Annotated in this window: 15 protein-coding genes; 6 read left to right on the forward strand and 9 right to left on the reverse strand. The window is 58.6% G+C overall.

Annotation, left to right across the window (positions count from 1 at the left end):
• Positions 1-74 precede the first annotated feature (74 nt).
• On the forward strand, positions 75-677 hold the full coding sequence (locus tag AB3226_RS08015; protein WP_367372678.1) for a cold shock domain-containing protein membrane protein: 603 nt from the start codon (positions 75-77) through the stop codon (positions 675-677).
• Between the two features lie 74 nt (positions 678-751).
• On the opposite strand, the gene AB3226_RS08020 is transcribed toward AB3226_RS08015, so the two are convergent.
• Positions 752-958 carry a SlyX family protein gene (locus AB3226_RS08020; protein ID WP_253550924.1) on the reverse strand — a complete coding sequence of 69 codons (207 nt, stop codon included), beginning with the start codon at positions 956-958 and terminating at the stop codon, positions 752-754.
• A 3-nt stretch (positions 959-961) separates the two neighbouring features.
• Positions 962-1,387, reverse strand: a complete 426-nt coding sequence (locus AB3226_RS08025; RefSeq protein WP_007897048.1) for an HIT domain-containing protein — start codon at positions 1,385-1,387, stop codon at positions 962-964.
• 899 nt (positions 1,388-2,286) lie between these two features.
• Between AB3226_RS08025 and AB3226_RS08030 the strand changes: the two genes are divergently transcribed.
• Positions 2,287-3,633, forward strand: a complete 1,347-nt coding sequence (locus tag AB3226_RS08030) for an OprD family porin (protein ID WP_367372679.1) — start codon at positions 2,287-2,289, stop codon at positions 3,631-3,633.
• A gap of 147 nt (positions 3,634-3,780) precedes the next feature.
• Here AB3226_RS08030 and AB3226_RS08035 read toward each other — a convergent pair whose 3' ends face one another.
• Entirely contained in the window at positions 3,781-4,623 is an 843-nt protein-coding gene (locus AB3226_RS08035; RefSeq protein ID WP_367372680.1) for a mechanosensitive ion channel family protein, read from the reverse strand.
• Between the two features lie 139 nt (positions 4,624-4,762).
• Entirely contained in the window at positions 4,763-5,248 is a 486-nt protein-coding gene (locus tag AB3226_RS08040; protein WP_007906601.1) for a YajQ family cyclic di-GMP-binding protein, read from the reverse strand.
• A 140-nt stretch (positions 5,249-5,388) separates the two neighbouring features.
• On the opposite strand from AB3226_RS08040, the gene AB3226_RS08045 reads away from it, so the two are divergent.
• From AB3226_RS08045 to AB3226_RS08055, 3 genes are read left to right on the forward strand one after another with little or no spacing between them, the layout of a single operon-like run.
• Entirely contained in the window at positions 5,389-6,306 is a 918-nt protein-coding gene (locus tag AB3226_RS08045; protein WP_367372681.1) for a putative 2-dehydropantoate 2-reductase, read from the forward strand.
• A 45-nt stretch (positions 6,307-6,351) separates the two neighbouring features.
• A complete protein-coding gene (locus AB3226_RS08050) occupies positions 6,352-8,388 on the forward strand; it encodes an ATP-binding protein (protein ID WP_367372682.1) in 2,037 nt (678 codons plus the stop codon).
• A gap of 2 nt (positions 8,389-8,390) precedes the next feature.
• On the forward strand, positions 8,391-8,972 hold the full coding sequence (locus AB3226_RS08055; protein WP_367372683.1) for a cob(I)yrinic acid a,c-diamide adenosyltransferase: 582 nt from the start codon (positions 8,391-8,393) through the stop codon (positions 8,970-8,972).
• A gap of 134 nt (positions 8,973-9,106) precedes the next feature.
• On the opposite strand, the gene AB3226_RS08060 is transcribed toward AB3226_RS08055, so the two are convergent.
• The 4 genes from AB3226_RS08060 to secA form a co-directional block, all read right to left on the reverse strand.
• Positions 9,107-10,051, reverse strand: a complete 945-nt coding sequence (locus AB3226_RS08060) for a Nudix family hydrolase (protein WP_367372684.1) — start codon at positions 10,049-10,051, stop codon at positions 9,107-9,109.
• Positions 10,048-10,680, reverse strand: coding sequence for a glutathione S-transferase family protein (locus tag AB3226_RS08065; protein WP_367372685.1), 633 nt, complete (start codon positions 10,678-10,680; stop codon positions 10,048-10,050). Before AB3226_RS08065 ends, AB3226_RS08060 begins: the two co-directional genes overlap by 4 nt.
• Positions 10,681-10,843: 163 nt before the next feature.
• A complete protein-coding gene (argJ, locus tag AB3226_RS08070; RefSeq protein WP_008015216.1) occupies positions 10,844-12,061 on the reverse strand; it encodes a bifunctional glutamate N-acetyltransferase/amino-acid acetyltransferase ArgJ in 1,218 nt (405 codons plus the stop codon).
• A 135-nt stretch (positions 12,062-12,196) separates the two neighbouring features.
• Positions 12,197-14,932 (reverse strand): preprotein translocase subunit SecA, encoded by a 2,736-nt coding sequence (secA, locus tag AB3226_RS08075; RefSeq protein WP_367372686.1) that lies wholly within the window; start codon positions 14,930-14,932, stop codon positions 12,197-12,199.
• A 307-nt stretch (positions 14,933-15,239) separates the two neighbouring features.
• Between secA and AB3226_RS08080 the strand changes: the two genes are divergently transcribed.
• Entirely contained in the window at positions 15,240-15,695 is a 456-nt protein-coding gene (locus AB3226_RS08080) for a DUF721 domain-containing protein (RefSeq protein WP_007906612.1), read from the forward strand.
• Between the two features lie 160 nt (positions 15,696-15,855).
• Here the strand turns inward: AB3226_RS08080 and AB3226_RS08085 are convergent, their stop codons facing one another.
• The gene (locus AB3226_RS08085; RefSeq protein WP_367372687.1) at positions 15,856-17,343 is read right to left on the reverse strand and encodes a helicase HerA-like domain-containing protein; all 1,488 of its coding nucleotides are present in this window, start codon (positions 17,341-17,343) and stop codon (positions 15,856-15,858) included.
• Positions 17,344-17,438: the final 95 nt, after the last annotated feature.

Genomic DNA, 17,438 nt, shown 5'->3' on the forward strand with positions numbered 1-17,438 from the left:
CCTCTTATTGTTCTGAAGCGAACCGTGCTCCATCAGCTCTTCCTTGTGATCCGTCTTAACGTGAGTTAATCAAAATGTTGAAAATCGTCCACCTGCTAATGGGCGCAGCAGCCCTGCTGCTGTCCTTCATCCCTAGCCTGCGATCCGAAGCAGTACCTTACCTGCAACAACCTGATGCGCTGTACCTGGCCTTTTTCGGCCTGCTCAACCTCACCCTTGCGCCTGTTATCCCTTACTGGAACAAAGGCCCGCGTCATCAACTGCAAAACCTGGTCAGTGCCTTGCTGGTTCTGGCTGTCGTGCTGCAAACCCTGACGCTGATCGCCCCGATGCCTGTCATCGCCGGTCAACCTGCCGTTCTGTTCAGTCTGGTCGCTGCCCTGATCGCCATTTTTCTGCACCTGGCCGTCAGCTTCTACAAATCCTCACCGGCCGCCGCCTCGCCAAGCTATGACATGAGCAACCGCGATACTGGCACCGTTAAATGGTTCAACACCTCCAAAGGCTTCGGCTTTATTTCCCGTGATTCCGGTGATGATATTTTTGTGCACTTCCGGGCAATTCGCGGTGAAGGCCACCGTGTTCTGGTCGAAGGCCAGCGCGTGGAGTTCTCTGTCATGAACCGTGACAAAGGCCTGCAAGCCGAAGATGTGATCGCCGCACTGCCGCGTCGCTGATTCAAGGCTAAAAAAAACCGCGAACAGCCCAGGCTGTTCGCGGTTTTTTTATGACCTGTTTTTAGTAACGCATCTCAATAATGCGGCGGTGGGGCCTCTTCTTCGAAGGACTCGAACTGGCCGACCATTTCCTCCTGCCGCTTGAGCAACGCCATCATTTGTAGTTGCAGGCGCTCAACCGCATGCTGCTGCGCCGCCAGCACATCATTCAATGTCTGGATGGTGTCATCCTGAAACGCCAACTGGCTTTCCAGATCGGTAACGCGTTCTTCCAGGCTCATGACTCAACCCTCCAGAAACGTGAAATCATCGGTCAACACCAGACGCAGCCGTTCACGAATCGTCGCGATCTGCTCTGGACTGTAGGGTAAAGCCTGCTGCTTGCCCCAGACCGGAGCTGGCCAGGCCGCGTCCTCTCGCTTGCGCACAATCACATGCATGTGCAGCTGACTGACTACATTACCCAGGGCCGCGACGTTCAACTTGTCCGCATCGAATGAATCCTTGAGCATTTCCGCCAGCGCGGTCGTTTCCTGCCACAGCTGCTGTTGATCTGCGACATCTAACTGAAATATCTCACTGATATCCTCGCGGCGTGGCACGAGGATGAACCATGGGTAGTTCGAATCATTGGACAACAGCAACCGACAGAGCGGGAAATCGCCGATAGGCAAGGTGTCTTGTTGAAGTCGTGGATCTAAAGCGAACACAGCGCGCACTCCCCTCTGGTGATCTTTTTTCAGCTTAGCGCCCATACCAAAAGACGGCGACACCAAGCGACAGGACGGCAGCATACCTGCGAATGCCACGCGCTTCACAACGACTTGCCGCCTGCAGCGTCCTCCGGGCGCCCCGACATGAGCCATCTTGATCCGGCATGCACCATGACAGAACCAGCCGGCGTACAAAAAATGCCGAAATGACCGATAAACAACGGGCTGCTCGATTCGATCACAAAGCGATACTGTGTGAATTCGGTACAGCAATTGAAATTTTTTGCACCAAAACCGCACAACGCGTCTACGCTCAGTGCGTCAGCATCCGCTAACTACTCACTGACGGGGTGAACCGGTAACGTTTTTGGCTGTCGCCCCCATCAGTTCGATGTGGTAAACACGATGCGAAGCATGGCGTCAAGCCCAAGTAAAACGAGCTTGAACACCCCGGTTTTATGGGGTTTTTACAGCAGCAGGCAGGTCTTTGGAAAAAAACAGCAACAGAATTCCGATTTGTGCACGCTTGTTGCATTCACACCTATATCGCCTATAAGGCGTCCGCTGGAAGTGGAAGCCTTAAGGCCAATAAAAACAGTGGCAGGATTGCCCGATGGAGATTCAAGTGCAGGACCAGGGACTCTTTTTTACCGATGCGCAAGCCATGGAAAACAACGCTGAAGTTGTCAGTCCGATTGCGTCGGGATTGTGAATTTGCGACATCTACCCAGCCATTTGCGACAGGGTCGTAAAGAAGCTGAAAGGTTAGATACGCAAGTATCGCCAACATGGTCGGCGTGATATAAGTTTGCGCCGACACAAAAAGAAAGAGCCGCCCGGATAATAAAACAGGCGGGACGGCAGTACTCTTCTAAAAACCAAAGGAGCAAATCACGATGCGCGTGATGAAGTGGAGCATGATCGCACTGGCAGTTGCAGCAGCAGCCAGTACTCAAATGGCTACGGCCGCACCGTTCGTAAGTGACCAGGCTGAAGCCAAAGGTTTTGTTGAAGACGCCAAGTTCGACTTGCTGATTCGCAACTATTACTTCAACCGTGACAACAAAGATGGCGCCCGCGACGTTAAAGACTGGACCCAAGGTCTTTGGGGCACCTTCAACTCCGGTTACACCCAGGGTACTGTTGGCGTTGGCGTTGATGCATTCGGTTACCTGGCCATCAAACTGGATGGCGGCGATGGCACTTCCGGTTCGGGCAACATGAGCCGTAGCGACACCGTCAACGCCAACGGTGGCCGCAACGTCAACGACAGCCAGGGTAAAGCTGGGGGGGCCATTAAATTCCGCGTCTCCAAAACCGAGCTGAAAGCCGGCGACATGTCGCCAAGCACTGCTCCAGTGTTTGCTGTTGGCGGTTCCCGTATCCTTCCTCAAGTTGCCAGCGGTTTCCAACTGCAGAGCAGCGAAGTCAAAGACCTTGACCTCGAAGCCGGTCACTTCTACTCGGGTTCCAGCCAGGACAAAAACGCCCGTGACGGCGGCCTGTATGCAAACTACGCTGGCGTTGAAGCCGACAGCATCGACTATTTCGGTGGCAAGTACGGCATTACCGAGAACCTTTCCGCATCGCTGTATGGCGCCAAGCTGGAAGACATCTGGAACCAGTACTACGCCAACGTGAACCTCACCACCCCAATCAGTGGTGACACGTCGCTGAACACCGATTTCAACATCTATCGCACCACCGATACCGGTGACGCGAAAGCTGGCGACATCAGCAACACAGCATTCTCGCTGGCCACCGCTCTGTCGTTCCTGAAAGCACACACCATCACCCTGGCCTTCCAAAAGGTTAATGGCGATACGCCGTTCGACTACGTCGGTATTGGCAAGAACAACCGCGGCGGCGACTCGATCTTCCTCGCCAACTCCATCCAGTACTCTGACTTCAACGCCCCTGGCGAGAAGTCTGCCCAGATCCGTTACGATCTGAAAATGGCTGAGTACGGCGTTCCTGGTCTGAGCTTCATGACCCGTTACGTGAAAGGTTGGGACATCGACGGTACCAAAACTCCAGCAGGCAGCGCTTACGCCGGCCTGTACGGTGAAGATGGCAAGCACAACGAAACCAACTTCGAAGCCAAGTACGTTGTTCAGTCTGGCCCGGCAAAAGATCTGTCCGTTCGCTTCCGTCAAGCTTGGCACTTTGCTAACGCCGACGAAGGTGAAGGCGACGTGAAAGAGTTCCGTGTGATCGTCGACTACCCGCTGTCGATTTTGTAATCGCATCCAGTTAGTTTGCGGTAACAAACAAAAAGGCCCATCTTCGGATGGGCCTTTTTTTTTGGCTACAGCATTGTGTTTAACGGTTCGGGCCTCTTGCAGAACAAGTCTGACCGAAAGGTCAAACATGAACTGAAAGACCGATCCTTACACCGTTGCCGATTCCTGGACCACTCGAATAACCCGCTGCGGAAACGGAATATCGATACCGGCTGCCTTCAAACGATCGCGGGCGTGCTCGTTAAACATGAATAGCACATTCCAGTAATCAGCGGTCTTGACCCAGACTCGCAGCGAAACAGTGATCGAGCTTTCGCCCAGCATAGAAATGACTGCTTCCGGTGCCGGCTCAGCCAGCACGCGTTCATCCTTGGCCAATTCCAGCAACACTTCACGGGCCTTTTGCAGATCCGCATGGTGATCCACACCGATATCAAACACTACTTTGCGCGTCGTTTGACGGTTGGTGTTGGTGATGATGCCGTTCGACAGATTGCCGTTAGGCACGATGATGGTTTTGTTATCGCCAGTGCGCAGTACGGTGTGGAAGATCTGAATGCTGTCGACAGTACCGGCAACACCTTGGGCTTCGATCCAGTCACCGATGCGAAACGGGCGGAACAACAGAATCAGCACGCCGCCGGCGAAGTTCGCCAGGCTACCCTGCAAGGCCAGACCGATCGCCAGGCCGGCTGCACCGATGGCTGCGACGAACGAAGTAGTTTCCACACCGATCATCGACGCCACGCTGACGATCAGCAGAACCTTGAGAATGATGTTCGCCAGGCTGCTGATGAAACCTTGCAGCGCCAGGTCGGCATTACGCAACGCCAGCAGGCCGCCAAGCTTTTGCGTGACTTTGTTGATCAGCCACCAGCCGACGGCCAGTGTGATCACCGCCAACAGCACGCGGCTGCCGTATTCCATGATCATCGGAATCCAGGCTTGGGATGCCTTGACCAAGTTGTCCACTTCAGCATTCAAATCCATCTTCTTTCTCCTGATTTCCGGCTACCCGGCACGCAAAAAATGAGCGGCAGAAAGACCGAACCCATGGGGGGATTCAATCGTTTCTGCCGTTGCTTGGGCCTCGGACGTCGAAAACGCCAAGAGGTTCCCGCTTGAAAAGTCAGTCGCGGAAGTTGTTGAACTGCAGCGGCATGTCGAACGTCTTGGCGCGCAGGGCTGCAATCGCTTCCTGCAAATCGTCACGTTTCTTGCCGGTGATGCGCACTTGCTCGCCCTGAATGGCGGCCTGGACCTTGAGCTTGGCGTCTTTGACGTGAGCGACGATTTTCTTCGCCAGCTCTTTGTCGATGCCTTCCTTGAGGACCGCTTCCTGCTTCATCAACTTGCCCGATGCGTAGGCGTCCTTGACTTCAAGGCACTGCACGTCGATCTTGCGCTTGACCAAGGCCAGCTTGAGGATCTCGATCATCGCTTCGAGCTGGAAATCGGCTTCCGCGGTCAGGTTGACGGTCAGGTCCTTTTCCTTGAACTCGAAGGTGCCTTTGCCTTTCAGGTCATAGCGACGATCGAGTTCCTTGACGGCGTTCTCGACCGCGTTGGTGACTTCGTGTTTGTCCAGTTCGGATACCACGTCGAACGACGGCATGTAATCTCTCCAATAAAAAGGCACGCTCGATAATGATGGAGCGCGCTTGGCTTGCGGTTAAAATCCGGCTCATTATAACGGGTCTTTTCCAACCGATACTGCGAGCCTCACATGCCAGCGACAAACCGGGCAAAAAGCTGATGTCTACCCCTTGGCATATCTTGGGCGCCGGCAGCCTCGGCACCCTTTGGGCCACACGTCTGGCACGGGCTGACGTGCCGACCAGGCTGATCCTGCGGGACGCGACGCGCTTGCAGGCCTATCAGGCGGCGGGCGGTTTGACGCTCGTCGAACACGGTGAAGCGCAGCTGTATCCGGTGCCCGGCGAAACAGCCGACAGCGACGAGCCCATCAGCCGTCTGCTGGTGGCCTGCAAAGCCTACGACGCCGACGAAGCCGTGGCCAGGCTTGCCCATCGTCTGACACCCGACGCTGAACTGATCCTGTTGCAGAACGGCCTCGGCAGTCAGGACGCGGTTGCCGCGCAGGTGCCTCAGGCGCGCTGCATCTTCGCCTCAAGCACCGAAGGCGCGTTTCGCGATGGCGATTGGCGTGTGGTGTTCGCCGGTCATGGCTACACCTGGTTGGGAGATGCCGGCCACCCGGTGGCGCCAATCTGGTTGGAGGACTTGAGTGCCGCCGGCATTCCCCACGAGTGGAGCACGGACATCCTCACAAGGCTGTGGCGAAAACTGGCGCTCAATTGTGCGATCAACCCGCTGACCGTGCTGCACGAATGCCGCAACGGCGGTTTGCAGCAACATCATTGCGAAGTCGCCACCCTGTGCGCCGAGCTCACTGAGTTGCTGGAGCGCTGCGGCCAGCCGGCAGCGGCGCAAAACCTCCAGGATGAAGTCGAGCGGGTGATCCAGGCCACTGCCGCCAATTTCTCCTCGATGTACCAGGACGTCGCGAATCGACGCCGCACTGAAATCAGCTACCTGTTGGGTCATGCCTGCAAAGTCGCGTCGCGGCACCAGTTGAACCTGCCCCACCTCAGTCAATTGCAGCAGCGCTTGATCGCTCATCTGCACAGCCTTGGATTGCCCAGCGACTGAGCAGCGGCTACGCTGGCCACTTGTTCCTTTTCAGCGATGAACCTGATGCCATTGCGCCAGCGCCTTGAAAATCTTCCAGTCGGCCAGAAATTGCTGGCCGCCCTGCTGGTGCTGTTGACCACCGTTTTGCTGGTCGCCAACCTGACCTTTATCAGCGCCGCCTATTACATCTCCCAGGAAAGCATGGCCCCCCAGGCCTTGCAGACCATCGGCCGACTGGTGTCCAACCCGAGCCTGGTCTCCGACGCCTTGAAGTCGCCGCAAACCGCCGAGCGCCTGCTCAACGAACTCAACAGCTATACACCGTTGCGCGCGGCTGCGCTCTATGACGGTAAAGGTGTGCTTCTGGCGCAGCTGCAGCAGGGAGACAAACTCCATCTGCCGGAGCACTTCCGGCACCTCGAAGCCTGGCAAGCCATGGAGTTTCGCAGCAACCAAGTGATCACCCTGCCCCGCCCCGGCACTGCGCCTGGGCATTTGCTGCTGGTGGCCAGCAGCGAATTGCCGATGGCGTTCTACACCGGGACCCTGACCGCCAGCCTGGGGATTCTGATCTTCAGCGTGCTGTTATGGCTGGTGATCGCCCGGCAGATCAAACGCCTGATTACCCGGCCGATCCATCAGCTCGAAGAGTTGTCACGGCAAGTGACCCGGGAAGAGAACTACGCCCTGCGCGCCTCTCGCGGCAACCACGACGAAATCGGCAGTCTCGCCGAAGCGTTCAACACCATGCTCTCGCGCATCGAGGCCCGGGAGCAACAACTCAAGCGTGCTCGCGACGATTCCCAGGCTGCGTACGACCAGGCCCAAGGGCTGGCCGAAGAAACCCGTCACACCAACCGCAAGCTGGAGCTGGAAGTTCAGGTGCGCAGCAAGATCGAGAAAAAACTCACCGGTTTCCAGAACTACCTCAACAGCATCATCGATTCCATGCCGTCGGCACTGATCGCCCTCGACGAGCAGCTCTACGTGACCCAGTGGAATCAGGAGGCCAGCGCCCTGTCCGGCACACGTCTCGACGAAGCCCTGAACCAGCCGATCTTCCTCGCCTTCGAACCGCTCAAGCCGTTCCTGCCGCAACTCAGGCAAACCGTCGAACAGCACACGGTGGCGAAGATCGAACGCGTTACCTGGCTCAAGGACGATGAACCCAAGCATTACGCCCTGACGTTCTACCCTTTGATGGGCGGTGCCGGGCGCGGCGTGGTGATCAGGATCGACGACATCACCCAGCGTCTGTCCCTGGAAGAAATGATGGTGCAGTCGGAAAAAATGCTCTCGGTCGGTGGCCTCGCTGCCGGTATGGCTCACGAAATCAATAATCCGCTGGGTGCGATCCTGCACAACGTGCAGAACATTCGTCGACGCCTGTCACCCGACTTGCCGAAAAACCTCGAACAGGCCGAACAACTCGGCATCGAGCTGGAAACGGTCAACCAGTACCTTCAAGCTCGTGAAGTCCCGAAGCTGCTCGATGGCATTCAACAGGCCGGCGCCCGGGCGGCAAAAATCGTGACGCACATGCTCAGCTTCAGCCGCCGCAGTACCCGGCAGATGGCCCCGTGCGATTTGCCGGCGTTGATCGATCAAGCGGTGGAAATTGCCGGCAACGACTTCGACCTGGCCATCGGTTTCGACTTCAAGGGTCAGGCGATCATTCGGCAGTTCGATCCGGCACTGGGCCCGGTGCCCGGCACCGCCAACGAACTGGAACAAGTGCTGCTCAACTTGCTGAAAAACGCCGCGCAAGCCATCCACCAGCGCCCGGACGACCGCGAACCGGGGCGGATCATTCTGCGTACAAAACTGAATCCTCCATGGGCGGAAATTCAGGTTGAAGACAACGGCATCGGCATGAGCGAGAACGTGCGCAAACGCACGTTCGAGCCGTTCTTCACCACCAAGGAAATCGGTCAGGGCACCGGCCTTGGGCTCTCGGTTTCGTATTTCATCATCACCAACAACCACAAAGGCCAGATGGAAGTGCAATCGACGCCGGGCCAAGGTACCTGTTTCACCTTGCGCCTGCCGTTGTCGGGCACTGCGGTGGTCTCTCAAGAACTCAATCAGCTGTCGAGGTAACCATGGGCTTTCGCTTGTCGAAGATTTACACCCGCACTGGCGACAAAGGCGAAACCGGGCTCGGCGATGGCCGCCGGGTGCCCAAGGACCATCCGCGCATCGAGGCCATTGGCGAAGTCGATACGCTAAATAGCCAGGTGGGTGTGCTGTTGGCCGGGTTGGCGGCGCAAAGTGATACGTACCCGGGGTTGAGCGAAGTGATCGAGGTGTTGGCGCCCTGCCAACATCGGTTGTTCGACTTGGGCGGCGAACTGGCGATGCCGGTTTATCAGGCACTGAACACAGCAGAAGTCGAGCGCCTGGAAGCGGCGATCGATGTGTGGAATGAAGAGTTGGGACCGCTGGAAAATTTCATTCTACCCGGCGGTTCGGCGCTGATTGCTCAGGCCCACGTATGCCGCTGCCTGGCGCGCAGTGCCGAGCGACGCTGTCAGCAGTTGAATGCGATCGAGCCGCTGGCCGGGGTTGGCCTGGCGTATATCAATCGGTTATCGGACTTGTTGTTTGTGGCGGCACGGTTGATTGCCAAGCGTCAGGGGATTGCCGAGGTTTTGTGGCAAGCGGCAGCGAAACCCAAAGTTTAGTCGGCGCGTCCGAAGACGCCATCGCGGGCAAGCCCGCTCCCACAGGGATCAGCGTCGTACACAAATTTGTGTCCACTACGAACCACTGTGGGAGCGGGCTTGCCCGCGATGGCGCCAGCAGCTACACCGCAGAATCAGGCTTCAGGCCAAAACGCCCGAATCCCCGCCACACCCTGCGCTCCCGCTTCCCAGGCTTTCTGCCGCTCTGCCGGGCCCACCCCACCGAGCAAAAACACCGGCTTGCTGAAGCCCTCGATCAAAGTCGAAGCCTGCTCCCAACCCAACGGCAACGCATCCGGATGAGTCTGCGTCGGCTGCACCGGCGACAAGGTCACAAAGTCCACGCCCATCTGCTCGGCCAGCGCCAGTTCTTCAGCGTTGTGGCAAGACGCTGCCAACCAGCGCGACGCCGGTAATGGACGCCCGGCTGCCGCGTACTTGCGCAACTGTTGCGATGTGATGTGCCAACCGGCGGACGGGAAGTCCCCTAGCCATTCAAACGGCCCCTTGATCATCAACTGCGCCTTGCCCGCACACAGCCCCGCTGCGTCCACCGCCAGATCGCGGTATTGCGGGTCGTAGCCGTTGGGCGCGCGCAATTGAATCAGCTTGATGCCGCCAGCAATGGCTTTCTGGATACCGCGCAACAAGGCCGGGGTTTCCAGGCCCTCCGGGGTGATCAGGTATTCACCGGGCAAACGGGCAGCGGCAACGATCGGCTGATTGGCGGCCGGAAATTCGTAGTCCACCAGTTCACGCGCGGTCACCCAGGCCAAAGGCTGACCTTCGGCGCCATGGGGTTCGCCGGTAAATGCCGAGACTTCCCAGACATCCAGCAACACCTGCTTGTCCGGGTAGTCGTGGCGGACTTTGATCATCGGTCGCGCGGTAGTGACCACGATGCCCAATTCTTCGTGAAGCTCGCGAGCCAGGGCCGTTTCGACGGATTCGTCATCCTCGACCTTGCCACCGGGGAACTCCCACAAACCGCCCTGATGCTGTGTGTCAGCACGACGGGCAATGAGGATCTTGCCGCTGCTATCGCGGATAACCGCGGCTGCTACATGGACTCGTTTCACCGCTCTATTTCCTCCAGACCCGCCTTCCGCCAAGCCTTGAAGGCTGGCCATTGGTAGATGGTTTCGACATAGGCCGCGTCGGCCTCGGGCAGTTTTACCTGATAGGTGCGCAGGCGTACGGCGATCGGTGCAAAAAACGCATCGGCCAGGGTCGCACCGCCAAACAGGAACGGGCCGGTTTCAGTCGCGACGGCACGACATTCAGCCCACAGCGCCAGCATGCGCTCGATTTCAGCCTGAACCTCAGGCGGGGTCGGCGACAGTGGCGCATCGTGGCTCAGGTCGAACGGCATGTTGCCACGCATGGCGAAAAAACCGCTGTGCATCTGCGCACATGCCGAACGCGCCTGGGCACGGGCGGCAGTGTCTTGGGGCCACAGGCCGGCATCGGGAAATTGTTCGGCCAGGTATTCGGCAATCGCCAGGGAATCGGCGACGGTGCCGTGTTCGGTTTTCAGCAGCGGGACTTTCCCGGTCGGCGAATGCTTGAGCAAGCGTTCGCGAGTGTCCGGCTGGTTCAGCTTGATCAGTTCTTCGGTGTAAGACGCGCCCGTCAAATCAAGGGCCAGTGCGGCGCGCAGGGACCAGGAGGAATACAGTTTGTCGCCGATGATCAGGTGGAGGCTCATGTGTTGGTGCCTTCTCGTCAGGGAAACAAGTCAGAATATCTAGCGTCTGGTGGTCCGTCATCGCGGGCAAGCCCGCTCCCACAGTGATTGCGTCGCACACAAAGTTTATGCACACCACTGAACCTGTGGGAGCGGGCGTGCCCGCGATAGGGTCGACGCAGTCTTACGTACGGTACTCGGCGTTGATCTTCACGTATTCGTGGGACAGGTCAGTCGTCCAGATGGTTTCGCTGCAATCACCGCGACCCAGCTCGATGCGGATGGTGATTTCTTCCTGCTGCATCACCGCCGCGCCCTGGGCTTCGGTGTAGGTGGCAGAGCGAGCGCCGCGGCTGGCAATGCACACGTCACCAAGGAACACGTCGATCTTGCTCACGTCCAGGTTCGGTACGCCGGCACGGCCCACGGCGGCCAGAATGCGGCCCCAGTTCGGGTCGGAGGCGAACAATGCGGTCTTGATCAGAGGTGAATGGGCCACGGTGTAACCGACGTCCAGGCACTCCTGGTGATTGCCGCCACCGTTGACTTCCACGGTGACAAACTTGGTCGCGCCTTCGCCGTCGCGCACGATGGCCTGGGCCACGTCCATGCAGACTTCGAACACCGCTTGTTTCAGCAAAGCGAACAGCGGACCGCTGGCTTCGGTGATTTCCGGCAGTGCAGCCTGACCGGTGGCGATCAGCATGCAGCAGTCGTTGGTCGAGGTGTCGCCGTCGATGGTGATGCGGTTGAACGACTTGTTGGCGCCGTCCAGCAGCAGGTTTTGCAGCACGTCGCGTGAGACTTTGGCGTCGGTGGCGATGTAGCCGAGCATGGTCGCCATGTTCGGGCGGATCATGCCTGCGCCTTTGCTGATGCCGGTGACGGTGATGGTCACGCCGTCATGCTGGAACTGGCGGCTGGCACCCTTTGGCAGGGTGTCAGTGGTCATGATGCCAGTAGCGGCGGCTTCCCAGTTATTCACCGACAGATCGTCGAGGGCGGCTTGCAGCGCGCCTTCGATTTTTTCGACCGGCAGCGGCTCGCCGATCACACCGGTGGAGTACGGCAGCACCAGGCTTGCATCGACACCGGTCAGCTCAGCCAGTTTGGCGCACGTGCGCTCGGCGGCTGCCAGGCCTGGCTCGCCGGTGCCGGCGTTGGCATTGCCGGTGTTGGTCAGCAGGTAACGTACCGGGCCTTGCACGCGTTGTTTGGCCAGGATAACGGGAGCGGCGCAAAAGGCGTTCAGGGTGAACACGCCCGCCACTGTGGAACCTTCGGCACAGCGCATGACCACGACATCCTTGCGCCCCGGGCGCTTGATGCCGGCCGAGGCGATACCGAGTTCAAAACCGGCAACCGGGTGCAACGTTGGCAAAGGACCAAGACCAACAGCCATGAATGCGCTCCTTAAAAAGTAGTGTCTGCACCGTCATTACCCCGTTCTTTTAACGTGGCGCGGTGGTTTAAATGGCAAAACGCCGCGACGGCATAAGCCGGTCGCGGCGCGGGTATTTCAGCGTATGAAACGGGTTTACTGGATCTGCCCGTGGCAATGCTTGTACTTCTTGCCCGAACCGCAGTAGCACAGCTCGTTACGGCCCAGCTTCTGCTCGTTGCGTACCGGTGCGGTGGCGAGGGCTACATCGACCTCTTCACCCAACACTTCCGGTTGCTCCAGGCCAGGTGCTTCGTCGTGCTGGAACTGCATGCGCGCAGCCAGTGCCTCGGCTTCCTGACGCAGGCGAGCTTCTTCTTCGATCGGGTCTTCGCGGCGAACCTGGACGTGCGACAGCACGCGGATCGAGTCGCGTTTGATCGAATCCAGCAACTCGGAGAACAAGGTGAAGGACTCGCGCTTGTACTCCTGCTTCGGGTTCTTCTGCGCATAACCACGCAAGTGGATGCCGTGACGCAGGTGATCCATGGTCGACAGGTGGTCTTTCCACAGGTCGTCCAGTACACGCAGAACGATTTGCTTCTCGAAGGTGCGCAGTGCTTCAGCACCGGCCTGGTCTTCTTTCTCGTTGTACGCCGCGATCAGCTCGTTCATCAGCTTCTCGCGCAGGGTTTCTTCGTAAAGGTGATCGTCTTCGTCCAGCCATTGCTGGATCGGCAGCGCCACACCGAAGTCGCTCTGCAACGCCGCTTCCAGACCGGCCACGTCCCACTGCTCTGGCAGCGATTGCGGTGGTATGTGCGCGCTGACAGTTGCGTTGAGCACGTCCTGACGGAAATCGGCGATGGTTTCGCCAATGTTGTCGGCGGCCAACAAACTGTTACGCATGTGATAGATCACTTTACGTTGTTCGTTGTTGACGTCGTCGAACTCGAGCAGTTGTTTACGGATATCGAAGTTACGGCCTTCAACCTTGCGCTGAGCTTTCTCGATGGCGTTGGTCACCATGCGGTGCTCGATCGCCTCACCGGACTGCATGCCCAGCGCCTTCATGAAGTTCTTCACCCGGTCAGAGGCGAAGATGCGCATCAGGCTGTCTTCCAGCGACAGGTAGAAACGGCTGGAACCGGCGTCGCCCTGACGACCGGCACGACCGCGCAACTGGTTGTCGATACGGCGTGATTCGTGACGCTCGGAAGCGATCACCTGCAAACCGCCCGACTCCAGCACTTGCTGGTGACGCTTCTGCCAGTCGGCCTTGATCTGGGCAATCTGCTCAGGGGTCGGGTCTTCCAGCGAAGCGACTTCCACTTCCCAGTTACCGCCCAACAGGATGTCGGTACCACGACCGGCCATGTTGGTGGCGATGGTCAGCGCGCCCGGGCGACCGGCCTGTGCAATGATTTCGGCTTCTTTTTCGTGGAACTTGGCGTTCAGAACCTTGTGTTCGATGCCTTCCTTCACGAGCAGGCTGGACATGTGCTCGGACGTTTCGATGGTGGCGGTACCCACCAGCACCGGACGGCCCTGAGTCATGCACTCCTTGATGTCGTTGATGATCGCCGCGTATTTCTCTTCGGCGGTCAGGAACACCAGGTCGTTGTAGTCTTTACGCGCCAACGGTTTGTTCGGCGGAATCACCATGACCTGCAGGCCATAGATCTGGTGGAATTCGAACGCTTCGGTGTCCGCGGTACCGGTCATGCCGGACAGCTTGTTGTACAGGCGGAAGTAGTTCTGGAACGTGGTCGACGCCAGGGTCTGGCTCTCGGCCTGAATGTTCAGTTGTTCCTTGGCTTCGATGGCCTGGTGCAGGCCTTCGGACAAACGGCGACCCGGCATGGTACGGCCGGTGTGTTCGTCGACCAGTACGACCTGACCGTCCTGCACGATGTATTCGACGTTGCGATTGAACAGTTTGTGCGCGCGCAGGCCGGCATAAACGTGGGTCAGCAGACCGAGGTTATGCGCCGAATACAGGCTCTCGCCTTCAGCCAGCAGGCCGACGCGGGTCAGCATGTCTTCGATGAACTGGTGACCGGCTTCGTTGAGCTCGACCTGACGGGTCTTCTCGTCGACGGTGTAGTGGCCAGCCTTGGTGACTTCGCCTTCGACTTCTTCGACGTGCAATTCCAGCTGCGGGATCAGTTTGTTGATCTCGATGTACAGCTTGGAGCTGTCCTCGGCCTGACCGGAGATGATCAGCGGGGTACGGGCTTCGTCGATGAGGATGGAGTCGACTTCGTCGATCACGGCAAAATTGAGTTCGCGCTGGAATTTTTCTTCCATGCTGAACGCCATGTTGTCGCGCAGGTAGTCGAAACCGAATTCGTTGTTGGTGCCGTAGGTAATGTCGGCGGCGTAAGCAGCGCGCTTCTCTTCCGGCGGCTGGAATGGGGTGACCACGCCGACCGTCATGCCGAGGAATTCGTAGAGCGGACGCATCCAGTTGGCGTCACGGCGGGCCAGGTAGTCGTTCACCGTCACAACGTGCACGCCCTTGCCGGACAGCGCGTTGAGGTAAACGCCCAGTGTTGCCACCAGGGTCTTGCCTTCACCGGTACGCATTTCCGCGATCATGCCTTCATGCAAGGTCATGCCGCCGATCAGCTGGACATCGAAGTGGCGCATACCCATGACGCGCTTGCCGGCTTCGCGGGCGACCGCAAAGGCTTCGGGCAGCAGTTTGTCGAGGGTTTCCCCTTTGGCGAGGCGGGCCTTGAACTCGTCGGTCTTGGCACGCAATTGATCGTCCGAAAGGGCTACCATTTGCTCTTCGAAGGCATTGACGAGCTGCACCGTCTTGAGCATGCGTTTGACTTCACGCTCGTTCTTGCTTCCAAAAAGTTTCTTTAACAAAGGCGCAAACATATCGGCAGGATCTTCCACACTAAAGGGATGGAGGGCGGCCCCGTGAGTCGCCCGTGCAGCCCTCATGGCCGCATGCGAACGAGCATTCTACCCGGAAACGATGGTGAGGAAAGTGGCGTTATTCCACGATGCATGCACTGCGCTGTAACGGGGCTCACTTAAAATAAGGGCTTTTTGCTGAACTTCAACCCATCGAGGGTACAAGTTACTCGTTGATTTAATGGGTAAAGCGCTCGCAAAGCAATGGGTCGGGGGCAACGGATGCTTTCTGTTACCATGGCCGTTCTGTTACTTCAGGTGTTCGATCATGGCATTTCGCCCTCTCACGGCCAGAGCACCCGCCGTTCTGCTTCGCGAAGCCAAACCGCTGAAAGCCATTTTTGGCCACGCTCAACGCCTGGGTCATTTACAACGTCTGGTGGAAAGTCAGTTGCAGCCGGCTGCCCGCGAGCATTGCCATGTGGCGTCGTGGCGTGAAGGCAGTTTATTGCTGATTGTCACCGACGGCCACTGGGCCACCCGCCTGCGTTATCAGCAAAAGCGTCTGCAACGGCAGCTACAGCTGTTCGACGAGTTCGCCAGCCTGACGCGGATCCTGTTCAAGGTTCAGCCGCCTACCGTTCAGCAAGGGGCGGCGGGGCATACGATAAATTTGTCGACCGATGCGGCGGCGACCATTCAGGCGACGGCTGACGGGATTACCGACCCGAACCTGCGGGCGGCCCTCGAACGCCTGGCGGCGCACGCAAAACCCAAAACCTGACATAAAACCAATGTGGGAGCGGGCCTGTGGCGAGGGAGCTTGCTCCCGCTGGGCCGCGAAGCGGCCCCCCTTATCCCCAAAAAGAGGGGACTGCTTCGCAGTCCAACGGGAGCAAGCTCCCTCGCCACAGGCCAGCCCCCACATTTTGATTGCCCAGTCGCTATCGGCGCTTGCTGCCTCCCAATAAAGACCCCATCAACCCGCGCACCAATTGTCGGCCCAATTGATTTGCCGCCTGTCGCATGGCTGATTTCAACGCCTGGCCTGCCGCCGTGCCGAGGAATTCCCCGGCCTGTTCGGTGAAACTCGGCTCTTCAGGTGCAGGTTTGCCCGGCGCGGCTTCAGGATCCGGCGCCAGCCCTTTGCGCGCCATCAGCACTTCATATGCCGATTCACGGTCGATCGGTTTGTCATAACGGCCCTTGAACGGAGAACCGGCAATCAGCACGGTGCGCTCAGCCTCGGTCAGCGGCCCGATCCGCGATTGCGGCGGTGCAACCAAGACACGCTGGACCATCCCCGGCGTGCCCTTGTCCTGCAAGGTGCCGACCAGCGCCTCGCCGATCCCCAGCTCCGTCAATACCGACAAGGCATCGAACGCCGGGTTCGGCCGGAAGCCGTCGGCCACCGCACGCAGGGATTTCTGTTCTTTGGCGGTAAATGCACGCAAACCATGCTGAATGCGCAGGCCCAGTTGAGCCAACACATCATCCGGCAAATCGCCCGGCGATTGGGTGACGAAATACACCCCCACGCCTTTCGAGCGAATCAGTCGCACCACTTGTTCCAGACGCTCCTGCAACGCCTTGGGCGTACCGGCGAACAACAAGTGCGCCTCGTCGAAAAACAGCGCCAGCAGCGGTTTCTCGGCATCGCCACGCTCCGGCAATTGCTCGAACAGTTCGGCCAGCAACCACAGCAGGAACGTCGCATAGACCTTCGGCGCTTCGTGCACCAGACGGCTGGCGTCGAGCAAGTGAATGCGCCCGCGACCATCCACCGCCGGTTGCAACATGTCTTCCAGTTGCAGCGCCGGTTCGCCGAACAGCGCTTCGGCGCCCTGCTGTTCGAGCGTCGCCAGACGGCGCAACAGCGCCTGGCTGGAACCGGTGGTCATCAGCGCGGCGTCATCCCCCAATAATTCGGGGTTGTCGCGCAGGTGATTGAGCAGCGCTTTCAAATCCTTCAAATCCAGCAGCAACAGCCCTTCGCGGTCGGCCACCTTGAACGCGGCATACAGGGCCGACTGCTGACTGTCGGTCAGTTCCAACAGGCTGCCGATCAGCAATGGGCCCATTTCGCTCAAGGTGGTGCGCAGTGGATGGCCGGACTGACCGTTAATGTCCCACAAGGTCACTGGATACGCCTGAGGCTTATGGTTCAGCCAGGGCATGCCGGCGATCCGCTCAGCGACTTTGCCTTGGGGATTGCCGGCAGCGCCCAGGCCGCACAGGTCGCCCTTGATGTCCGCTGCGAATACCGCAACGCCGGCATCGCTGAAGGCTTCAGCCAGGCGCTGCAAGGTGACGGTTTTACCGGTCCCGGTAGCGCCCGCTACCAAGCCATGACGGTTGGCCAGACGCATGGCCTGGGCGACAGACTGGCCCGCAAGGTCGGCGCCGATAACGAGTTGCAATGAGTCAGGCATTTTGTCACCCATGGTTAATCTTTGATCCTTCACGGCCGATATAAAAGACTGAAAAGCGTCGGTAATCCCCCTAAGGAGAGGACGGAAATATCAGC

Source organism: Pseudomonas lini (assembly GCF_964063345.1).
Taxonomy (GTDB): Bacteria; Pseudomonadota; Gammaproteobacteria; order Pseudomonadales; family Pseudomonadaceae; genus Aquipseudomonas; species Aquipseudomonas lini_B.